This is a genomic window from Haloarcula sp. NS06, assembly GCF_051122755.1.
In the GTDB taxonomy this organism is placed as follows: Archaea; Halobacteriota; Halobacteria; order Halobacteriales; family Haloarculaceae; genus Haloarcula.
Genome location: NZ_CP184844.1, coordinates 1,952,275 through 1,970,946 on the forward strand (window position 1 = coordinate 1,952,275; position 18,672 = coordinate 1,970,946).

The 18,672-nt window shown below is 63.4% G+C and carries 23 protein-coding genes, 1 tRNA gene and 2 pseudogenes; 9 read left to right on the plus strand and 17 right to left on the minus strand.

The window, feature by feature from the left end:
• Window position 1: 1 nt before the first annotated feature.
• The 7 genes from ACODNH_RS13925 to ACODNH_RS13955 form a co-directional block, all read right to left on the minus strand.
• Window positions 2-235: a DUF2249 domain-containing protein gene (locus tag ACODNH_RS13925; protein WP_306705115.1), complete on the minus strand. Its 234-nt coding sequence runs from the start codon at window positions 233-235 to the stop codon at window positions 2-4.
• Window positions 236-350: 115 nt separating this feature from the next.
• Window positions 351-647 carry a hypothetical protein gene (locus tag ACODNH_RS13930; RefSeq protein WP_005535777.1) on the minus strand — a complete coding sequence of 99 codons (297 nt, stop codon included), beginning with the start codon at window positions 645-647 and terminating at the stop codon, window positions 351-353.
• Between the two features lie 52 nt (window positions 648-699).
• Window positions 700-978: an ArsR/SmtB family transcription factor gene (locus tag ACODNH_RS13935; RefSeq protein WP_004593670.1), complete on the minus strand. Its 279-nt coding sequence runs from the start codon at window positions 976-978 to the stop codon at window positions 700-702.
• Between the two features lie 202 nt (window positions 979-1,180).
• Window positions 1,181-2,302: a pyridoxal phosphate-dependent aminotransferase gene (locus ACODNH_RS13940; protein ID WP_434530450.1), complete on the minus strand. Its 1,122-nt coding sequence runs from the start codon at window positions 2,300-2,302 to the stop codon at window positions 1,181-1,183.
• Between the two features lie 126 nt (window positions 2,303-2,428).
• A complete protein-coding gene (locus ACODNH_RS13945) occupies window positions 2,429-3,592 on the minus strand; it encodes a thiolase family protein (RefSeq protein ID WP_434530451.1) in 1,164 nt (387 codons plus the stop codon).
• 55 nt (window positions 3,593-3,647) lie between these two features.
• Entirely contained in the window at window positions 3,648-3,803 is a 156-nt protein-coding gene (locus ACODNH_RS13950) for a hypothetical protein (protein WP_306705126.1), read from the minus strand.
• 46 nt (window positions 3,804-3,849) lie between these two features.
• Window positions 3,850-4,617, minus strand: a complete 768-nt coding sequence (locus ACODNH_RS13955) for a MarR family transcriptional regulator (protein ID WP_306705128.1) — start codon at window positions 4,615-4,617, stop codon at window positions 3,850-3,852.
• 81 nt (window positions 4,618-4,698) lie between these two features.
• Here ACODNH_RS13955 and ACODNH_RS13960 point away from each other — a divergent pair.
• Window positions 4,699-5,437, plus strand: a pseudogene (locus ACODNH_RS13960) (metallophosphoesterase).
• A 37-nt stretch (window positions 5,438-5,474) separates the two neighbouring features.
• A complete protein-coding gene (locus ACODNH_RS13965) occupies window positions 5,475-5,633 on the plus strand; it encodes a hypothetical protein (protein ID WP_195156681.1) in 159 nt (52 codons plus the stop codon).
• Between the two features lie 42 nt (window positions 5,634-5,675).
• Here the strand turns inward: ACODNH_RS13965 and ACODNH_RS13970 are convergent.
• A pseudogene (locus tag ACODNH_RS13970) lies at window positions 5,676-6,927 on the minus strand (NAD(P)/FAD-dependent oxidoreductase).
• Between the two features lie 83 nt (window positions 6,928-7,010).
• On the opposite strand from ACODNH_RS13970, the gene ACODNH_RS13975 reads away from it, so the two are divergent.
• Window positions 7,011-8,183: a threonine synthase gene (locus ACODNH_RS13975; RefSeq protein ID WP_306705134.1), complete on the plus strand. Its 1,173-nt coding sequence runs from the start codon at window positions 7,011-7,013 to the stop codon at window positions 8,181-8,183.
• A 106-nt stretch (window positions 8,184-8,289) separates the two neighbouring features.
• The gene (locus ACODNH_RS13980) at window positions 8,290-9,303 is read left to right on the plus strand and encodes an alcohol dehydrogenase catalytic domain-containing protein (RefSeq protein ID WP_306705136.1); all 1,014 of its coding nucleotides are present in this window, start codon (window positions 8,290-8,292) and stop codon (window positions 9,301-9,303) included.
• Window positions 9,304-9,347: 44 nt separating this feature from the next.
• On the opposite strand, the gene ACODNH_RS13985 is transcribed toward ACODNH_RS13980, so the two are convergent.
• Complete coding sequence (locus ACODNH_RS13985; RefSeq protein WP_306705139.1) at window positions 9,348-9,767, minus strand: universal stress protein; 420 nt, start codon at window positions 9,765-9,767, stop codon at window positions 9,348-9,350.
• A 243-nt stretch (window positions 9,768-10,010) separates the two neighbouring features.
• Between ACODNH_RS13985 and ACODNH_RS13990 the strand changes: the two genes are divergently transcribed.
• Complete coding sequence (locus ACODNH_RS13990) at window positions 10,011-10,901, plus strand: universal stress protein (RefSeq protein ID WP_306705142.1); 891 nt, start codon at window positions 10,011-10,013, stop codon at window positions 10,899-10,901.
• A 17-nt stretch (window positions 10,902-10,918) separates the two neighbouring features.
• Here the strand turns inward: ACODNH_RS13990 and ACODNH_RS13995 are convergent, their stop codons facing one another.
• The 7 genes from ACODNH_RS13995 to ACODNH_RS14025 form a co-directional block, all read right to left on the minus strand.
• Window positions 10,919-11,542, minus strand: a complete 624-nt coding sequence (locus ACODNH_RS13995) for a J domain-containing protein (protein ID WP_306707447.1) — start codon at window positions 11,540-11,542, stop codon at window positions 10,919-10,921.
• 143 nt (window positions 11,543-11,685) lie between these two features.
• Window positions 11,686-12,444, minus strand: coding sequence for a proteasome assembly chaperone family protein (locus ACODNH_RS14000; RefSeq protein WP_306705145.1), 759 nt, complete (start codon window positions 12,442-12,444; stop codon window positions 11,686-11,688).
• Window positions 12,445-12,449: 5 nt separating this feature from the next.
• Window positions 12,450-12,632: an RNA-protein complex protein Nop10 gene (locus ACODNH_RS14005; RefSeq protein WP_306705148.1), complete on the minus strand. Its 183-nt coding sequence runs from the start codon at window positions 12,630-12,632 to the stop codon at window positions 12,450-12,452.
• Between the two features lie 30 nt (window positions 12,633-12,662).
• Window positions 12,663-13,463: a translation initiation factor IF-2 subunit alpha gene (locus tag ACODNH_RS14010; protein ID WP_306705150.1), complete on the minus strand. Its 801-nt coding sequence runs from the start codon at window positions 13,461-13,463 to the stop codon at window positions 12,663-12,665.
• A gap of 1 nt (window position 13,464) precedes the next feature.
• Entirely contained in the window at window positions 13,465-13,638 is a 174-nt protein-coding gene (locus tag ACODNH_RS14015; protein ID WP_004963588.1) for a 30S ribosomal protein S27e, read from the minus strand.
• Window positions 13,639-13,640: 2 nt separating this feature from the next.
• Entirely contained in the window at window positions 13,641-13,919 is a 279-nt protein-coding gene (locus tag ACODNH_RS14020) for a 50S ribosomal protein L44e (protein ID WP_004593654.1), read from the minus strand.
• A 139-nt stretch (window positions 13,920-14,058) separates the two neighbouring features.
• Window positions 14,059-14,322 carry a hypothetical protein gene (locus ACODNH_RS14025; RefSeq protein ID WP_306705160.1) on the minus strand — a complete coding sequence of 88 codons (264 nt, stop codon included), beginning with the start codon at window positions 14,320-14,322 and terminating at the stop codon, window positions 14,059-14,061.
• A gap of 174 nt (window positions 14,323-14,496) precedes the next feature.
• Between ACODNH_RS14025 and ACODNH_RS14030 the strand changes: the two genes are divergently transcribed.
• Window positions 14,497-14,769 carry an HAH_0734 family protein gene (locus ACODNH_RS14030; RefSeq protein ID WP_434531445.1) on the plus strand — a complete coding sequence of 91 codons (273 nt, stop codon included), beginning with the start codon at window positions 14,497-14,499 and terminating at the stop codon, window positions 14,767-14,769.
• A 54-nt stretch (window positions 14,770-14,823) separates the two neighbouring features.
• Here ACODNH_RS14030 and ACODNH_RS14035 read toward each other — a convergent pair whose 3' ends face one another.
• Complete coding sequence (locus ACODNH_RS14035; RefSeq protein ID WP_434530452.1) at window positions 14,824-17,142, minus strand: DUF2298 domain-containing protein; 2,319 nt, start codon at window positions 17,140-17,142, stop codon at window positions 14,824-14,826.
• Window positions 17,143-17,259: 117 nt separating this feature from the next.
• Here ACODNH_RS14035 and ACODNH_RS14040 point away from each other — a divergent pair, with 117 nt between their 5' ends.
• From ACODNH_RS14040 to ACODNH_RS14050, 3 genes are all read left to right on the plus strand, one after another.
• A complete protein-coding gene (locus tag ACODNH_RS14040; protein WP_306705163.1) occupies window positions 17,260-18,027 on the plus strand; it encodes a glycosyltransferase in 768 nt (255 codons plus the stop codon).
• Complete coding sequence (locus tag ACODNH_RS14045; protein WP_306705165.1) at window positions 18,024-18,509, plus strand: GtrA family protein; 486 nt, start codon at window positions 18,024-18,026, stop codon at window positions 18,507-18,509. Before ACODNH_RS14040 ends, ACODNH_RS14045 begins: the two co-directional genes overlap by 4 nt.
• A 74-nt stretch (window positions 18,510-18,583) precedes the next feature.
• Window positions 18,584-18,658: transfer RNA gene (locus ACODNH_RS14050), tRNA-Met, on the plus strand.
• The last annotated feature ends 14 nt before the right edge of the window (window positions 18,659-18,672 follow it).

Here is an 18,672-nt window from a genome sequence, read left to right on the forward strand (position 1 = left end):
CTCACTCCGGCCTGATCGTGACGTGCCACTCTTCGTCGGCGATTTGTTCCGTGTCGTACTGGTACCCTTTTTTTATGAGGACGTCGTACAGCGGCACCGGTTCGAAACTGTTCACCAACCGGAGCGCCTCGCTTTCGCTGACAGCGTCGAGGGCGCTCATAATCTGTTCGAACGGTTCCCCGTCGACATCTCGGACGTCGAGTTCCTGTACCGATTCTTGGTGATCTGTGCTCATACGTCCGACAACGGTCTCCGCCAGTCAGGCGCTTGCCCCGAACGTGTTCGCCTCTGTAGCGGTACAGCACTGTGATCGGAGGCTGAAAGCCCTAGCATACTGCTATGGTATCGCGCTACCGAAGCGTGGTGTAGCTCAGTCCAGCAATCGCGACGAACTGTAACGAGCGCAGGACCAGTACAGCTTGCTGGACGTGTGGGTCGCCGGCGTAGAAGCTCTGCATCGAGAAGAAAAAGTAGACAGCGATGGCGTTCTCGGCGAGCATCGCGACGGCGAAAGCGATGAGGCCGGCGACGAGTCCCGTCCGGAACGTCGCGTAGTTGCGGACCCAGACGCCCAGCAGTGGGAGCAACAATAGGACGTTAAGCCCGCCAACGATGGCTGCGGCGGTGATGAGCGGTCCCATCGCCATCAGCACCACCGCTCCTGTTGGCTGGCCACGGTCCGGATGGTGGTTTGTCCCCTCATTCGTCCATCTTCTCCACGATTTCTTCGAAGGTGTCACGGTAGTTGTCGAACCGGTCGGTCAGGAAGTAGAGTTTGGCGTACTCTTCGTCGCCGGATTCGACCACGTCGTGGTCCTCTAGCTGTTCCATGTGATGTCTGATCGTCTTGTAGCCCACGTCGAGTTCGTCGGCGAGTTCGTTGGCGTTCATCGGTCGGTCCGAGAGAGCATCGATGATACGCGCCCGGTTGGCACCGCCGCGTGTCGCCGTCAGCAGATACCAGAGCGCTTTCTCCATCCCACTGTCCTCCCGGGAACTGTGTCTGCCCGTCGTATAGTCCTGTCTCTCCCCGTCGAACAGTGCGCTGGACTTTGATTCATATACCACGATGGGATACGCGAGTCAAGACAGGCGGCAAATAAAGCGTTTCTTCGCACTCTCTTCCGAGACTGTTCCAATTTCGGGACGACTGTCCGCGGGCCCACTCGCTTGCGAGCGCTCAGCGGACCGCCGCCGTCGCGTCGGCCATGATACCGATGGCTTCCTTCAGCGTCGCCATATCCGTTGCGTAGGAGATGCGGGCGTAGCCCGTGCCATGCTCGCCGAAGGCGTCGCCGGGTACGACCACGACCCCGCGGTCGATGACCTCGTCCACCCAGCCGTCGGGAACCTTCGGCATCGCGTAGAACGCGCCCTTGGGCGTGGGACAGTCCAGTCCCATCTCGTCGAGGCCATCCAGCAGCACGTCGCGGCGCTCTTGGAACGCCTCGCGCATCTCCGCGACGGGCTCCTGTGGCCCGGTCAGCGCCGCCTCGGCGGCGTACTGTGCCGGGGCCGACGCACAGGCCTGTGCGTACTGGTGGACCCGCAGCATCCGCTCGATGCGGTCCGTCGCCCCGGTGACCCAGCCGAGCCGCCAGCCAGTCATCGAGTACGCCTTCGAGCAGGCGTTGACGATGACGACGTTGCCCGTGTCACTGAACTCCGCCGGCGAGCGGTGCTCGCCCTCGAACACCTGGTGTTCGTACACCTCGTCGGAGATACACAGTACGTCGTGCTCATCGGCGATACGGGCGAACTCTCGCATGTCCTCGGGGGACTGCACTGCCCCGGTCGGGTTCGCGGGCGAGTTCACGACGAACGCCGCCGTGTCGTCGGTGATGGCCTCCTCGACTATCTCGGGGGCCATCGTGAGATCCTCGCGCAGTGGGACGGGCCGCGGCGTCCCGCCTGAGAGGTGTGTCAGGGCGTCGTAGGAGACGAATCCCGGGTCTGGGAAGATAACCTCCTGTCCCGCATCAACGTGGGCTTCCAGCGCGATATGCAGCGCCTCGCTCCCACCCGACGTGGCAATGATGTCTCCGGGGTCGACGTCGAGGTCGTTATCCCGCTCGTGTTTGGCGGCGATGGCTTCTCGGAGTTCCTCAGTCCCCTTGTTCGACGTGTAAGCGTCGACCTCTCCCGCCTGAATTGCCTCGACAGCCGCTTCGCGGGCATGCTGCGGCGTCGGGAAGTCCGGCTGACCCAGGCCGAGGTTGATAGCGTCCTCGCCCGCCGCCTCGAACACTTCGCGGATGCCCGAGATCGATACCTGCTCTACCCGCCGGGAGAATCCAGTCATACTTTCTCTGGGGGCGGCCGGCCCGATAATTCTTCCCGATTCCCCGGCCGCGCTCAACTCTCGGTGCCTCCAGCGTCACCACGCCGTGGCGGGGAGACGGTCATCCGCCTCGTCGTTGGCGGCTCCTCAGCGCACCACAGACATCGCAATCGCCCCGCCACCGCCGACACTCATCCCCACGATGCCGCGGTGATGGTCCGCTCGCTCCATCGCATACAGCATCGTGGTCGTGAGGATCCCACCGCTGGCCCCGATTGGGTGGCCGAGCGCCACCGCGCCGCCGAGCGGGTTGTGCTTCTCGGCGGGGATATCGAGTTCGTCGGCGACGTATACCATCTGCGCGGCGAAGGCCTCGTTGAGTTCGAAGTGGTCCACGTCGGCCACGGTGAGGTCGTTGCGCTCCAGCAGCTTTGCAACGACGTCGCGGACGGCGATAGAGAACTCCGACGGGTCGCGGTAGGCAACCGCGTAGTCCTCGACGTGGGCCATCGGCCCCAGTCCCTCGCGCTCAACTGTCTCAGCATCGGCCAGTACCACCGCACCTGCCCCGTCAGAAAGCTTCGAGGCGTTGCCGGCGGTGATTGTCCCATCGTCCGCAAAAGCCGGTGGGAGCGCCGCCAGCTTATCCATCGTCGTGTCTGGATGCGGCCCTTCGTCCTCGGTTACAAGCCCGGCCGCTGTTTCTACGGGAACGAGTTCCTCGGTGAACTTCGCGGACCGGATAGCCTCACCGGCTCGATGATTGCTCCGCCGAGCGTACGCGTCCTGGGCCTCGCGACTGATGCCGTGCTCGGCGGCGAGTTCCTCTGTCAGCATGCCCATATGCGCGTCGTAGTGTTTGTCCCACAGCGAGTCCCAGATCATCGCATCGACGAGTTCGCTGTTTCCGTGGCGGCGACCGCCACGCATGTCCGGGACGAGATACGGCGCGTTCGACATCGACTCCATGCCGCCGGCGAGACACACCGATGCCCGACCGGCCTCAATACGGTCGGCGGCGGTCGTGATTGCTCGCAGTCCCGACCCCGACGCCTCGTTCAGTGTCGTCGCGGCGACATCGTCAGGGAGCGGCGATTCGACGACGACCTGTCTGGCCGGGACCTGACCGACGCCGGCCTGCACCGCGTTTCCAAGGCCAACCCAGTCGACACTGTCTTCATCGACGCTGGTCCGGTTGAGCAGTCCCTCGACAGCTGCACTGCCAAGCGCTATCGCGCTTCGGTCTGCAAGCCCTCCCAGCAGTTCACCGTGTGCAGTGCGTGCGCCGTCGACCAGAACCACATCAGTCATACGAGCTACATGAACCTAATCCTACAATATTGTTCGCCCGACGATGGACGGCGTCCTACTCCTCACTCGCTGTCCGCAGTTCCTCGATAGCTGTCTCCAGTCGCCTGAGTGTCGCATCAGCGTCGGTATACCCCTGCTCGTACTCACCGTAGGCGTCGTCGGCTTCGTTCAGGAACGCCTCGACAGCGTCACGGATCTCGTTGTCGCTCATGGCTGTCCCGACGGCAGCCGACCGGAAAAGTCCCGCTACTCGCGGGTCACTGCGTCACGTCGTAGTCGACGCTCGCGTCGCGAAGCGCGTCGGTCACACGCCCAACGGTGTCCTGTGTCGCGACGACGACAGCATCAAGTCCCCGCGATGCGGCGGCGGCGGCCACCTCTCCCGCCGCGAAATGCGTTGTCGGTTCGATGTCGGCATCGCGGAGCGCAACGACGGACTCGACGCCCGCTGCGGTGACGATGGGGACGTCCGCACAGGCCACAGCGATCTCGTCGATGTTCTCGACCGGCCCCGACCGTACCGGCGGGACCTGGATGACGCTAACGTGACCCGGGTTAAGATCGATGACGCCCTCGAAGCCGGTGACGCCGACGACCTCGCCCTCCGCGGCGCTGGTTGTCGTCACGCCCGTCGCGTCGCCGCCGCCGGGGTCGGCGTGCAACAGGCCGTCCGACAGCGAGAGTGTCACCGTCTCTCCTTCTTCCAGATCCGCCGTGGCGATGGCGGCGTCCTCCTGGACACTGCCGAGCACGTCGTCGGTGACGTGGTCGGCGAACCGGCGCACGTCGGTGGCGGACTGGAACACCCAGTCGACGCCCTCTTTGGTGACGCGGTAGCGCGACCGCCCTTCCTTCTCGACGAGGCCATCGTCGACGAGTTCGCGGATGTACTCGCTGACGGCCTGGCTCGTCACGCCGACAGCGTCGGCGATTTCGCCCTGACTCACTGCGGGCTGGCGCTCGGCAATCTCCACGAGGACCCGAAACCGCGTCGCGGCCCGCTTGTTCTCCAGGACGTCGACCATACAGGAGTCACGGGAGTCGCAGGTAAAAATACCACCGACACTGTCAGGCCAAGCTATTCGGCTGTGGTCCAGACACCTGCGATGTGGCTCATCGCCATGACCGACAATATAAGCCTCGCCAGCGCCGACTGGACGGCGATGACAGCCAGCTACGACGACCGGGCGCTCCTGCTCAGGGACACGCTCGTCGTCGCCGACCTCCACGTCGGCCGGGGTACTGGCGGGAACCTCGAACTTCCGGTCGGGTCCGGCTCGGACATGGTCCAGCGGTTCCAGTCACTCGTTGAGCGCCACGACCCAGCGGAGGTCGTTATCGCCGGCGACCTCCTCCACTCGTTCCAGACAATCCCCCGCTCGGTCGAGAGTACCGTGGCGGGGCTCGAAAAGCGCCTGTCAGGCGGTCGGGGCACGCCTGCTTGTGACGCCGGGTAACCACGACACGATGCTCGACAGCGTGTGGGATGGCCCGACTGAGACGGCATACCGGATCAGCGACACCGTCGTTTGCCACGGCCACGAGGCCCCTGAAGTCGACGCCGACCGCTACATCGTCGGGCATGACCATCCGACAATCAACATCGAGGGGCAACGCCAACCCTGCTACCTTGTCGGGAGCGGTCAATACCGTGGCAGCGACGTCGTGATGCTCCCGTCATTCAACAGGCTGAACGCCGGCGTCGAGGTCAACGAGATGCGGGCCGGCGACTTTCAGTCCCCGCTCGTCACCGATTCTGACCGACTGGAGCCAGTGGTTTGGGACGAGAGCGGGCGCGAGACCCTGTCGTTCCCGCCGCTGGGTGAGTTCCGGCGCATGCTATAACGGTAAGTATTTGAGCGACGACGGTGGACGCTGGAATATGGTTCAGACAGAAATCGCGCTGGGTCTCATCGCGATTACGCTGCTCTCGCTACTGCTGCTGTACTTCGCGACAATAAAGTACGTCTCTGAAGTCCTCAAGGGGGAGGGGCACGACGACAACGAGGGAAACACGAATAGCGGCGGTCCAGCCGCATAGACCGCCGTCCATTTGAGCGCTGTATCTGTATCGGCAGGCCTGTTATCGCAGCAGATCAGCGGCGACCTTGCCGCTTTCCAGCGCACCCTGTATCGCCGACCAGCGGGTGTAGTCGCCGGCCAAGACGGCGTTGCCCTCCGGCGCTGTCGGGTCCGGGAGCGAGCCCCGATACCCCGGCGGCTGGGCGAACTGTGAGAGCGGGACGCGGTCGGTCCGGAGCAGTTCCATCGCCTCGAAGCTCGCGTTCGGATACCACGACTGCAGCGCCGCCCGGACTTCAGCGGCCAGTTCCGCGTCGTCTTCTTCCGGCGTTCCGAGGAACGTGGCGCTGTATAACTCCATGCCGGCGGGCGCGTACTCACTGGCAACGGCCGACAGCGGCGCGACGGTGTTCGGTCGGTCGTCCGCCGCGTTGAGGATAATGCGCTGTCCGGTCGTCGGCGCACGGTTGGTCGGGAGCGCAAAGTACTGGGTGACACAGCCGACGGGCTCGGTTGGAATCGCGTCGATGTTCGTCAGCTCCGCCGCAGTCTGCGGGTCCGTCGCGACGACGGCGCTTTCAGCTGTCACTGTCTCGCTGCCTACCTCGGCAGTGACCTCCCCCTCATGGGTCTCCAAGTCTGTCACGGCCGCGTCGGTTTCGATGGTCGCGCCCGCCGAGCGAGCGCGGTCGGCGAGCTGTCGCGGCATCGCCTGCATCCCGTCGGCGGGGACGAATATCTCGCCCTCGCTCAGCATCTTGTAGGTGTACTCGAAGATGCTGCTGTCCGTTCCCAGCGAGCGGTCGAGCGTGATGCCGCCGTAGAACGGCGCGGCGAACCGCTCGACGAACCGCTTCGAGAATCCGTAGTCGGCGAGGTATTCCCGGATAGTCGTTCCCCCCGAGAGAGCAGTTCGACGGGCTCGATGCCGGCCAATTCGCGCTGGAGCCGGAACAGCCTGAGCTTGTCGGCCGTGCGAACGTCCGTGTTGAGCAGCGTCTGTGGTGCTGCCGAGGGATTGCGGAGCGGGTCCGACAGCACCGAACGGTGGTTCGGGCTGGCGATAGTGGCCCCCGGCGTGAACGTTCGTGGAGCCAGCGCCTCAATATCGAGTTCCCGCTTCGCCGCAGGGTAGGCGGTGAACATGACCTGAAATCCGCGGTCGAACGTGTAGCCGTCCTCGTGGGCTGTCTGGACTCGACCCCCGACCTCGGACGCCTGTTCGAAGACGGTCACGTCCTGACCCGACTCCGCCAAGTGGCGAGCGGCGACCAGCCCGGCGAGTCCCCGCCGGCGACGACGACATCTGTCATGTCCGCTCCTTTGGCCGCCCGGGACAAGAGCGTGCTGAAGCGGGACCGGACCACACTTGGTTGTCCCGTCCACAGGGAAAGCCATGGAGACGACTGCGGCGTTTCGCGGCCTCATCTGCACGGCGTGTGGCGCGGAAACCGACAGCACGGCCGACCGCTGTCCCGACTGTGGCGGGGTTCTCGTCGGTGACTACGACGTTCCGGACTTGACGCCAGAGGCGCTGCCCGATGCGACGGGACCGGGCCGGTACGAGCCGCTTCGGCCGTTCCCGGGAGACGCGACGGTCTCGCTCAGCGAAGGGGCGACGCCGCTAGTCCCGGTGCCGGACTTGGCCGAGGAACTTGGCGTCGACTCGGTGTACGTCAAAGACGAGGGGCGTAATCCGACGGCCTCGCTGGGCGACCGCAAGCTCTCGCTCGCTGTCACCGCTGCCGCTCAGCGCGGAGCCGAGCGCGTCGCGACGCCATCGACGGGGAACGGCGCACAGTCCAGCGCCGCCTACGCGGCTCGCGCCGGCATCGAATCAAAGGGGTTCGTCCCTTCACGCTGCCCATTCCTCAACAAGGCGATGGTGAACGTCCATGGCGGCGACATGCGTGTCGTTGAGGGCCGGTACGACGACGCTGTCTCAGTGTTCGAGGATGAACTGACCGACGCCTCCGATGGCTGGGTTCCGGTCGCGCCCGGCCATCCGTTCCGCATCGAGGGAGCCAGATCCGTCGCGTTCGAGACGGCCGATGACCTCGACTGGACGGCCCCCGACGCGGTAGTCCACCCCACCGGCCATGGCGAGACACTCGTCGGTCTCGAACACGGCTTCCGGGCGGCCACTGATAGTGGCCTGACGGACTCAGTACCACGAATCTACGCTGCTCAGCCGGATTCGACGGCCGCCATCGCTGATGCCGCAAGTGAGGGTGTGAGCGAACCGGTGTCCATCGAACACCCCGACACCATCGTCGGCCCGCTTGAGGTCCCCGACCCTGCCGCTGGCGTTGCGGCACTTGACTCGCTCGACCGCTCGGGCGGCGACGGCGTCGCTGTCTCTGACAAGGACATTCTGGCCGGCGCGGTCGACGGCTGTGAGATGGGTCCGGAAACCGGTGCGACCGGCGGGACGGCAATCGCTGGCGCGCGGGCGCTGGCCGACGACGGGGCCTTCGATGATGACGATGTCGTGGTCCTTGTGAACCCCGTCGCCGGGAGCAAGGAGGCAGACCTGCTACGCAGTCACCTCATGAGCCAGGGTATCTGAGAGATCGGTCGTCTGACCGGGGAGCGGGAACCGCTACTGCCGTCAAGCAGGCAGGTATCCCACACTTCGGTGTTGTTTATACGCTTCTGGCCCATCCACGAACCTAATGCGCGTTGCAGCGTTTAGCGAACTCACTGGCCCGGACGGCGTATCGGTTATCAACCAAACAACCCCTGCGCCCGAACGCAGCGAGGCGGTGGTCTCCGTCGAAGCGTGTGCGATCAACCGCCACGACCTCTGGGTTCTCGAAGGGGACTCCGCGATGGTCGACACGGACGACTTGCCGTTTGTCAGCGGCCTCGACGTTGCCGGGACCGTCGACGCCGTCGGCGATGGCGTCACGGCTGTCGAACCCGGGGACCGCGTGGTCCTCTGCCCGAACGAAACCTGCGGGACGTGTCGCTACTGTCGTGAGGGGCCGGAGAACCTCTGTGAGAACTTTTCGCTGTATCACGGTGGCCTCGCCGAGGCGGCCCGCGTGCAGGCCGACCGCCTTGTCAGGCTCCCCGACAGCGTGGAGACGGTCGACGCGGCCGCGCTTCCGACGGCCTACATGACCGCCTTCCATATGCTCCGCCGGATCGACGCTGGACCGGGCGATCTGGTGTTCATCCCGGGCGTCACCGGCGGCGTCGGCGTCGCGGGTGTGCAACTCGCGTCCGTTCTCGGCGCCCGTAGCGTCGGAACTTCTTCTTCAGCGGCGAAGCTAAACCGCGTCGAATCGCTCGGTCTTGACTACGCCATCGAGAGCACCGATCCGGACGAGATTCGGGCGGCAGTCGCCGATATCGGGACGGTCGACGGCGTCCTCAACCACCTCGGTGGCGAGTACACGCAGACCGGTCTGGGCGTTCTGCGACGCGGTGGCCGGATGGCTGTCTGTGGTCGGACCGCCGGCGGCACATCCGAGATCAATATTCCCGACCTGTTCCTCGGTCACAAACGCGTCATCGGGAGTACGATGGGGACACAGGGCGACTTAGAGCGGCTCGTCGGACTCGTCGCCGACGGCGAACTCACCCCGGAAATCGAGGAGACGTACTCGCTCGAAGAGACCGGTGCGGCGTTTGCGGCGATGCAGGACCGCGACAGCGTCGGGAAGCTCGTCGTGACGCCGTAGTCACTCCTGTGCCTACGGTGTTTCGTGACCACAGCCGCTGCCACTCATCGGGCGACGATGACGGGAACGGGTGAGTTACGGAAGACTTTCTGGGCGACGTTCCCGACAACCAGTCGATCGGCTAACGAGCCGCCGTGCGTTCCGAGCACGACCGCATCGAAGTCGTCGGCTCTGTTCAAAATCGCCCGAGCGGGGTGTCCCAGTTGCACTTCGGTGGTGATTTCGACATCGTATTCCGCGGCGGTCTCCCGAGCGCCATCGAATACCTCTTCCGCACGCTCCTCGGCAGCCGCTTCGACGTCATCCGCAAGAGCAAGTGCGGTGGCTGCTCCCCCCAACGGTGAGGGTCCGCCCACGACGTGTAAGACAGTAATCTCCGCGTCGGGATGGTTTTCAAGGGTGTACTTGAGCGCTTGTTGGGCCATCTCCGAGTCGTCCATTGGAACGAGAATCTGTGCGATCATATCGCGACTACGGCCAGACTGTGGATAAAATGGTGGTGCGCTTGCTTCAGAGACGCGACCTATTACCACCGGCTCTGAAGGACCCGCTACCTCGCCAGTGGCTTCTGAAGGTGCGATATCCGTTGGACGAGGCGTGCAAGATGCAGTACACGTACGCAGCACAGAGAGGTCTCAGATTCACTCTGCAACAGCGTGGTGGGCATCGAACGTAGTGTTAAATCAACAGCCTGTCAAACCGTGGCTATGAGCCAAACAATCGACTCGATTCTCGTCCCGACCGACGGCAGTGACGGGGCACGGATAGGGGCCCGGCGAGGTATCAACCTCGCTGCCACAATCGATGCCGACCTCCACGTCCTATCAGCGGTTGACGCCCGTGACATCGAACCGGATCTGAACGCTGATGGGCAGACCGAGCGGGAGCGGCTCCTCGAAACGGAGGCTGAACAGGCGGTGGATTCCATCGCAAGACTTGCCGGGACGCACCTCTCTGGGCGAATCACCACCGCTGTCGAGTCGGGAATCCCGTTCCAGACGATCAACGACTACGTCGATACCCACGACATCGATCTCATCGTTATGGGGACGCAAGGACGGACCGGGTTCGAACGGGTTGTACTCGGGAGCGTTGCAGAAAAGACGCTCCGCACCGCTGATGTCCCGATCGTCACAGTAACTCCGGACGGGGACATCGTCGAAATCGGCGACCAGCAGTACGAGAACGTTCTACTCCCGACTGACGGCAGCGAGGGGGCAGAACTCGCGGTCGAGTGGGGAATCACGCTAGCTGAGGTGTTTGACGCAACGATACACACGCTCTATTCTGTTGACACGAGCCGATTCGGCGGCGTTGAGGGATCAGCAGAGATTCACGATGCGCTTGAGCAAACTGGTCAGAAAGCACTTGAGACGGTCCATGAGCGTGCCAGCGAAGCGGATGTCAGTGTCGCAGGCAATATCGCAAGCGGCCCGGCTGCACGCACGATTCTCTCCTACAGCGAGGAGCACGATATCGACCTCACCGTGATGGGAACGCACGGCCGATCCGGCCTCACTCGATACCTTACCGGGAGCGTCACTGAGACGGTGGTACGTAATTCGGCTATCCCGGTCTGTTGTGTCCCGATGCAGTGACAGGCCTTCGGTCCCTTCTACGATGCCCGCTGTCTTGATGCGCCAGACGCGTGCTGTTTTGCAGTGGTGTACGCTTCCCGGACGCGCTTGAACTCGTCCTCGTTGCCGCCGTGGTCTGGGTGGACCTCCTTGACGCGCTCACGGTAGGCAGATTTCACGTCGTCCAGCGACGCGCTCTGGGTCAGGCCCAGTTCGCTGAATGCCTGCACTGTCGGGTGTGGTTCCTCCTCGGGGTCCGGGCCGAGGTTGACTTCAGGCGTCTCAAAGGGAAGGCGTGCGCCGAGGTAGACGCCAGGCATCTCGTGTTCGACCAGTACAGGGATGGTTGGTGATCGCTCGATTCGGTAATACGCTCGGGCGTCGAACGTGATGGCCACGTCCCGCTTGGGGAGATAGAAGGCGACGTGTTGGCCCTCGACGAAGTGGTTCTCGGCGAACTGCTCGTCGATGGCTGTGAGGTACTCACGGAGCTCCGCCCGGCGTCGCATTTCCCCGCCGTCTGTCGCCTGCCGGTTCGGCCGCTCGGCCGGAAACACACGGTTCGCGAGGACGAACAGTCCAGCGACGACTAGGGTTCCGGCGACACCGAGGACGAGCCCGAGGAGCAGCCACTCCGGTAGGACGCCCGGTTCTGTCTGCACGACCATCTGTTAGGCTCCAGTGGTAAAGAAATTCCCGCTCTCCGGTAACACGTGACTGCGTCAGGCGGACTGCTGTATGTCATTTCCGACCAGCACCAACTCTGTAGCCAGCGAGTACTGTGACCAAGGGGTAACAATCCGTCTCAGCCGATGTATCTGAGGTCTTCGTCGGCGGGTGACGGGGAGTTCTGCTGTTCCATCTCCTGGATCTTCCGGACGACCTCCTCCATCTCGTCGGCACGGTCTTCCAGGGAACTGTAGTCGACTTCGAACCCGATGACTTCCTGCAGGATTTCGAGGACGGCCTGCGCGCTCTTGGGGTCGACCAGATAGCCCGACGTCTCGCCCATGAGGCAACTGGCCGGCACGTCCCGTCGTTTGCTCAGGCCCAGCAGCAGGCCGGAGACGCCGACGATGCCGCCGGCCGGTTCGTCCTCGCGGAAGGCCACACCAGCGTCCTCCAGCGTTTCCTTGAAATCCTCGGTCGTCGTCGCACCGAGCACGTCGTACTCCTCGATGAGTTCGCCAGTTGGGACGCCGCCGAGAGCGAACACCCGCTGGACGCCGAACTCGTCAGCGATGTCGAGGAACGTGTCGGTCAGGCCGTAGTGGCCCTGGTTGTCCTGTGCCTGGTGGTCCCCGGAGAGTACGAGCAGGTCCTGCCCCTCGTCGGGGGTGACGGCGTGGAATTCAGCGCAGGCGAGCTGTGCCTGTCCGTCATCGATACTGACCTGCGGTGGGAAATGCGTCGAGTAGACGCGGCGGACAAGCTCGCTTTCGAGCTCCTCCAGTAGATGCTCTGCGGCAAGTTTCCCGACGTGGCCGACGCCGGGCAAGCCCTCGACCAGTACTGGTTCGTTGAGGTCGGGGTCCGCTACGCGCTCGATGTCGAATTCGTCCATACGGCTTATTCGCGGCTGCGGCGCTTAAGAGAACGTCGATACTCGCCGTAGCTATCTTCAGGAGAGAACGGTGCGGGTGCGCTGTTGACCGCTCCGGCCCCGCATTCGGGACAGGTATCATCCAGCGTGTACACCGGCCGGTCGTGTTCGGACTCCCAGATGGCACAGACGTGGATATCCGATTTCATCGGTGGTGAATCACTGGAGCGATAACCGGCTTACTCGTCGTCTTCGCTGCGTTCGCGGTGGAACTGCCCTGACCCACCGTGTTGCTCAACGACCGTCGCGGCGCGGTCCGCGCTCTCTTCGAGCGCGTCCTCGGCGGTCTTGTAGTCGGGCGCTTGCACCTGAACCCGGTACTCGGGCGAGCCGACGTAGGTCACTTCGAGCTCAATCTCTTCGGGAATCTTGCCGTTGCCCTCCGCAGCTTGGAGCGCTTCCTTGATGATGTCGACGCCGTCGCTTTCGGGACAGGACAGGTCAACGTAGCCGGTGACCTGTACGTACGGCACGGAGACGTTGTTCCGGGCCGTCTGGACGATGGCGTCAATCTCCTCTTCGGAGAGGTCAACGTCTTCGAGGGCGTCCTTGCCGTGGATCGCCGCTGACTCGAACCCGTCGTACATCGAGCCGAACTCCGCCAACAGCTCGTTGGCGATGGCAGCATAGGTCTCGTCGTCCAGATCCTCGCCGAAGGCCAGTTCCATCCAGTTGTCGGCCTTCTGCTCATTTTTCCACTCCTGGATCTTCTCTTTTCGCTGGTGGTCGTTGACGTCCTTGATTGAGAGGTCGATCTGCTGGGCGCTCTCGTCGACGTCAAGCACCTTGGCAACGACTGTCTGCCCTTCGTTGACGTGGTCGCGGACGTTCTTGATCCATCCGCTGGCGACCTCGGAGATGTGACAGAGGCCGCGCTTGCCTTCGTACTCGTCGAGGTCGACGAAGACGCCGAAGTCCTCGATCTCGTCGATCTTGCCGACGACGAGTTCGCCCGGTTCGGGCCAGCCGCTGTATTTCATCCTATCGGGCCTCGACGACGGCGGTCACTTCGCCTTCGATGTCGGCCTTGCCGCCCGTCGGGCGGGCGATAGTGTGGCCACAAACGGCACACGAAACTTCGCTCGCGGCCTTCTCGAAGAGACTCTGTTCGTTCTCGCAGTCGGGACATTCGACGGTGATGAAGCTTCCTGCCATTGTTACTCCTGGAACTCCAGTCGGCCGGCGCGCCATCCTTCGCGGAGGTGGGCCTTCCCACACTCGCCACAGCGGTACTTGAGGTCCGTCTTCTTGGTGGGCTTGTCGCCACCCGGGACCTTCGAGAACTTCCCGTCGTTCCCGATACCGGAATTACGCTCGCGCTGGCGGTCGATCCACTTCATGCCCGTCTGGCGGCCGCTGCGGACTTTCTCGACCTCGTGTTCCTGATGCTCGTTACAGTGCGGACAGTACGTATTGAATCGTCGTGGCATCTGCATAGATATCGGCCTTACCGAGCGATTTGACGTGGCCGCTTAAAACCCGTTTGGTTCGCACCTGCTGTGTGCCCCACAGTACCGTCCCTGCCGCGTGACTATCCGCAACATTCGGTCCGTCCGCGCTCTGCCACAGCGCTGGCTACTGGAACCGGGCTGACGGCCCACTTGATTCGATTCGGACAGCTCCATACACACCTGACTCCGAACCCGAGAGCAGTTCGAGATTCACCGCTTCACCAGCAGAGAATGAATCCAGCTTCGTCGCCAGTTCGTCGTCGATGTAGTCCACAATCTCGTAGGTTTCGTCGGCTTCGACGTCCCGGAGTTCCATCCGTCCGTCATCGTCCATCGGGCTGACAACGACTGAGGCCCGCTCGCACGACCGCTGCTGTTGTTTCAACATACACGACTGTCGCGATTCCGGATATATAAACCTCGGCTATCAGGCTGTTAAGCATCTAGACACGACCAGTAACAATATAAGGACATTCTAGTTACAGGTACTCCCTGTCGATTGGTGCGCTGTGTCGCAATCGCCTTCGAAGTCACTAAGTACGCTGTTGGCAAAGAAACGGGCATGAAGAAGCTCATTATCCACGGCGACCCGGGGCTGCGAAAGGGCGGCCGCATCGAATACGAGGACGAGGAGTACGAGGTGTTCTCGGTCTCGCGGCAGGGTGACTGGCACGGCCCGGACCGGCCACAGCTCTGGTGTACTATCGGCTCGGAAGACGAGGAGGAGACGTTCAAACGGCAGGAGTTCATCCCGATGCACCTGGATACAGACGACATCGAGGCCGAGGCCGTCACCGTCCACCGCGAGCGCGCGCCGCCGAACGCTGAGTCCTGAGCGGCCCGTATCGTACCTGAAATCGCCGTTCGCCCACAGTAACCCGTTCCTTTTTCAGAAGTACTTCGGTCGGACCTGATAGATCGTGACGCCGTCGGTTCGCTTTGCTACGGTGACGCCCTGTAGCTGGTCGACAGTCACCTCGCCGTAGCGGGCTCGTTCGGCCGGGCCGACGTAGACGTAGCGCACGTCATACGCTTCGAGGAGTCGGCGTTGCTCTGTGGCGTCCCCGGTGTAAATCGTCTCCACGTCGTCGACACGACGGTTGTACACCGTGTCATTGCGGTACTGGGCCTCGTGGGTCCAGCCCGCGACGGTCGGTAGTCCGGTCAGGCTCGACGGCGCGCTTGCGCCCTTGCCCTCGTTGGCATTCCACTCATAGTCAGCAGGGGCGGCTGTGACAATGGTTGGCCGGCCCTCCGTTGTCGCATCGAGCCATCGAATCGCTTCGGCTTCTTCGGGATGGTCGTCGTCGAGGTACGCCAGCCCGTCCAGCGTTGGGTCGTCAGCGGCAGCAACGTGGTTCGAGAGTGCGAACACACCGTACAGGGACGCTGAACAGACCAGCAGGGCGACGAACGCGCGGACGCCGATGCCTGCCCACGCTCGCGCGCGGTCGCCGGTCGGCCGCCAACGAGTGAGCAGCCACGCCAGCACGGGGCCGGCGGCGGCTCCCCAGAGCACCCACACCTGCATATACGTCTTGAACACGGTGTTCATCCGGCCGATGTTCTCCCTGACGAAGACGAATTCGACGAGGAAAACGAGGCCTGCGCCGGCGAGAATCAGCACGGCCTCGAAGCCGACGGGTCGGTCGCCGCCGTCAGCGAGCGCCGGGACCGCGTCGACGGTGCGGTCAAGTGTCGGCGAGCGCGCGAACAGCCACGCACCGACCAGTAGCGGGGTAAGCAAGCCGACCGCTGCGATGTCAAGTGTCGCGGCGAGTGCCGCCGTTCCGACGGTTACGAGACCGACGATTCGGGCCGTACTCCGCCCGACGGCACGCCCAGTCTGGGCGTACAGGTATAGCCAGAACGGGACGACGAACAGGCCGTGGACGGCCAGGAGCTCAAGCAACGAGGTCCGGTCGGGCAGGACCGCAATCTCGCGGCCGCTCGCCGGGCCGAGCCAGAACGGGAGCGACCAGAGCAGTCCCAGCGCGAGGACGCCGCCAGCGACGGCCAGTCCCATCCCGATTCGGATACCCTCTTGGCCCGGTCCGTTCAGTCGGAGTCGCTGCCCGATAGCATCCGGGAGGAGCGTCGTCGGGTCGGCCGGCGCAACGGTGACCGTCAGCAACGCCAGCCCGCCCATCGACGGGAACGACCACGTGTTCGTCACGGCCATGATGCCCGCGATGGCCGGGAGTGCACCGAAAAGCAGTGCCAGCCGCTGTCGACGCTCGGCGGCCGGTGTCTGATAGTAGCTGAAACAGAGCGCGGCAGCGAGCAGCAGGAAGCCCGTACTCATCATGTGAGCGTGCATATCTCCGTTGAGCCAGGAGAACAGTGGGAACTCATCGATGACCAGCGCAGCACCGGGTTCGTACGTACCGAAATCAGATGCCGTGTCCTCGATGACACGGCTCGCGTCCCAGTAGCTAAACGAATCCGGCCCCGCTGCAAGCCCCTTCAGTTCGTAACCCGCCCGCTCGGCGACTGTCTGGCGCAGCCCACCCGGCAGGAGCCAGACGACGAACCTGGCGGGCGTCGACAGATTGCTCGCGATGCCGACACAAAACGCCGTGAGGCCGGCGGCCAGCCGTCGCGGGAGGCCGCGCTCGCTCGCGACAGCGCCCGCCAGTCCGTACGCCGCCGTGACCAGCGTCGCATAAAAGCCCGCCAGCGCGAGATTGTACGCGAACTGTCCGGCAGTGCCCGTTATTCTGGTGAGAATCGCCGCGATGAGATGCCCACCGTAGTAGTACGCGACCGACTCGCCGGCGAACCACATGTCCTCTAGCGGGAGGCTGTCAGCCCGTACGAGCGACTGCAACAGGCCGAAATCGAGGAACTTCTCGCCGCCGATTGGGACAATTGCTGGGTCAAGCGCTCGGATACCGACGACGAACAGGAACGCGACCGTGAACACGCCGGCCGTCTCCGCGTACATTCGGGCGTTCGGTCCACTGTCGCTCCGCCAGACAGCCAGTGTACTCACAGCGAGCACGGCGACGCCGAGCCAGATGCCAAGCGTCAGCGAGAGGCGGCCGAGGAAATAGGTGATCAGCCACAGTATCGAGACGGCGACCGGGACGCCGAAGGCGAGTCCGTGGTCGGCAAAGCGTGGGAACAATAGTCTGGCGACGGTCCCGCCGGCGTACAGTAATAGAAGGTAGAGGGCGAGCCAGATGGCGAGGAGCCCGTATTCCATCAGTGAAGGGACCGGTTCGCTGGCCTATACGCTTTTTCGTTGCTCCCGCGGTTATCAACTGACTAGGGACCGGTAGCTTCGAACTGTTTTTACTTCCGCCTGTCCGACTACTCGGCAATGTCGCGTTCCGTCGGGGTTGTCCTTCCAGCCTACCGTCCCGACATGGATCAGCTCGGGACCTATATCGCCGCCATCGACGATGCCCTTGCCCCGCAGACAATTGTTGTCGAGCTTGATGCGCCACGAGACGGCGTCCCTGCACAGCTCCGTTCGCTCCCAGCCGAGGTGCACACCGTGCCCTATCGCCGTGGGAAAGGCGCAGCAATCACCGCTGGGTTCGAACGGTTGGAGACCGATGTGCTGGCGTTTGTCGACGCCGATGGGTCGACACCGGTCCGCTCGCTCGAACGGATACTGGACCCGGTCACCGACGGCCAAACGGACCTCGCTGTGGGCTCCCGTCGTCACCCGGACGCGACGGTCGCCACCCATCAGACGTTCGCTCGCCGGTTCCTCGGTGACGGCTTCGCGTGGCTCGCCGGCCAGCTGCTCGACGCGCGGCTGTATGACTACCAGTGCGGTGCGAAAGCCATCGACGCAGCCGCCTGGAACCGGGTCCGTGACCACCTATACGAGCCCGGCTTCGCGTGGGACGTCGAACTGATCGCTATCACCGCGGCGCTGGACTTGCGTATTGAGGAAGTCCCCATCGAGTGGGAGGACAAGCCCGGCTCGACGGTGTCGCCAATACGAACGTCGATAGACCTGCTCGAGGCGCTGTTGACGGCTCGCCACCGATCGAAGCAACTGCGCGATGATCGCCTTCATACGGCTCTGGCTGAGCATCTCGACGAACCAACCGCCCTTATCGAGAAGAACCGATGATAGACATCGAACAGCAGGTTCGACGCATCGTTCCCGACCGGTTCGAGTCACTTGTGTCGGGCGTTCGTTTCGGCCAGTTCGTCTCTGTCGGTGTTGTGGGTGCGATCAGCGACAATACGGTTCTCGCTGTGCTCGGTCTGGCTTTCGGTGTGAGCGACATGTGGGCGAAAGCCGCTGGCGTCGAAACGGCGATTCTCGTGATGTTTCTGGTCAACGAACATTGGACGTTCTCCAGTCAGGGTGCCACCGGTCGTCGTTCGTTCGCCAAGCGACTCGGGAAATCACACCTCGTCCGGTCCGGCGGCGTCGCGGTCCAGCTTGCTATCTACTGGCTGCTCACGCAGTGGTTGACGGTTGAGCTTCTCGTTGCCGGAACTGATCTGTGGTTCATTGCCGCGAGCCCACTCGCCATTGGCGTTGCGATGCTGGTCAACTACGTCGCTGAGAGTATCTTCACTTGGCAGGTCCATGCGGACGAGTGACCATAGCGCGTTACTAACTCACGGACGGCACTCGAATCACAACCCTTAATGAGGGGACCGGACTACGAGATAGTAGCGGGATGGGATAGCCAGGAGATTCCGGCGGGCTCATAACCCGCAGATCGGTAGTTCAAATCTACCTCCCGCTATCATTTTGCCGAAC

Coding starts and splice junctions, on each gene's coding strand:
- ACODNH_RS13945 (WP_434530451.1), bottom strand. CDS start 3,592: ATGACTGATGTGGTTCTGGTCGACGGCGCACGCACTGCACACGGTGAA.
- ACODNH_RS13935 (WP_004593670.1), bottom strand. CDS start 978: ATGGAGAAAGCGCTCTGGTATCTGCTGACGGCGACACGCGGCGGTGCC.
- ACODNH_RS14030 (WP_434531445.1), top strand. CDS start 14,497: ATGAAGAAGCTCATTATCCACGGCGACCCGGGGCTGCGAAAGGGCGGC.
- ACODNH_RS13925 (WP_306705115.1), bottom strand. CDS start 235: ATGAGCACAGATCACCAAGAATCGGTACAGGAACTCGACGTCCGAGAT.
- ACODNH_RS14040 (WP_306705163.1), top strand. CDS start 17,260: ATGTCGCGTTCCGTCGGGGTTGTCCTTCCAGCCTACCGTCCCGACATG.
- ACODNH_RS14000 (WP_306705145.1), bottom strand. CDS start 12,444: ATGGACGAATTCGACATCGAGCGCGTAGCGGACCCCGACCTCAACGAA.
- ACODNH_RS13950 (WP_306705126.1), bottom strand. CDS start 3,803: ATGAGCGACAACGAGATCCGTGACGCTGTCGAGGCGTTCCTGAACGAA.
- ACODNH_RS14010 (WP_306705150.1), bottom strand. CDS start 13,463: ATGAAATACAGCGGCTGGCCCGAACCGGGCGAACTCGTCGTCGGCAAG.
- ACODNH_RS14020 (WP_004593654.1), bottom strand. CDS start 13,919: ATGCAGATGCCACGACGATTCAATACGTACTGTCCGCACTGTAACGAG.
- ACODNH_RS13955 (WP_306705128.1), bottom strand. CDS start 4,617: ATGGTCGACGTCCTGGAGAACAAGCGGGCCGCGACGCGGTTTCGGGTC.
- ACODNH_RS14005 (WP_306705148.1), bottom strand. CDS start 12,632: ATGAAATCGGATATCCACGTCTGTGCCATCTGGGAGTCCGAACACGAC.
- ACODNH_RS13980 (WP_306705136.1), top strand. CDS start 8,290: ATGCGCGTTGCAGCGTTTAGCGAACTCACTGGCCCGGACGGCGTATCG.
- ACODNH_RS13985 (WP_306705139.1), bottom strand. CDS start 9,767: ATGATCGCACAGATTCTCGTTCCAATGGACGACTCGGAGATGGCCCAA.
- ACODNH_RS13930 (WP_005535777.1), bottom strand. CDS start 647: ATGGCGATGGGACCGCTCATCACCGCCGCAGCCATCGTTGGCGGGCTT.
- ACODNH_RS14025 (WP_306705160.1), bottom strand. CDS start 14,322: ATGTTGAAACAACAGCAGCGGTCGTGCGAGCGGGCCTCAGTCGTTGTC.
- ACODNH_RS13990 (WP_306705142.1), top strand. CDS start 10,011: ATGAGCCAAACAATCGACTCGATTCTCGTCCCGACCGACGGCAGTGAC.
- ACODNH_RS13975 (WP_306705134.1), top strand. CDS start 7,011: ATGGAGACGACTGCGGCGTTTCGCGGCCTCATCTGCACGGCGTGTGGC.
- ACODNH_RS13940 (WP_434530450.1), bottom strand. CDS start 2,302: ATGACTGGATTCTCCCGGCGGGTAGAGCAGGTATCGATCTCGGGCATC.
- ACODNH_RS14045 (WP_306705165.1), top strand. CDS start 18,024: ATGATAGACATCGAACAGCAGGTTCGACGCATCGTTCCCGACCGGTTC.
- ACODNH_RS14015 (WP_004963588.1), bottom strand. CDS start 13,638: ATGGCAGGAAGCTTCATCACCGTCGAATGTCCCGACTGCGAGAACGAA.
- ACODNH_RS13965 (WP_195156681.1), top strand. CDS start 5,475: ATGGTTCAGACAGAAATCGCGCTGGGTCTCATCGCGATTACGCTGCTC.
- ACODNH_RS14035 (WP_434530452.1), bottom strand. CDS start 17,142: ATGGAATACGGGCTCCTCGCCATCTGGCTCGCCCTCTACCTTCTATTA.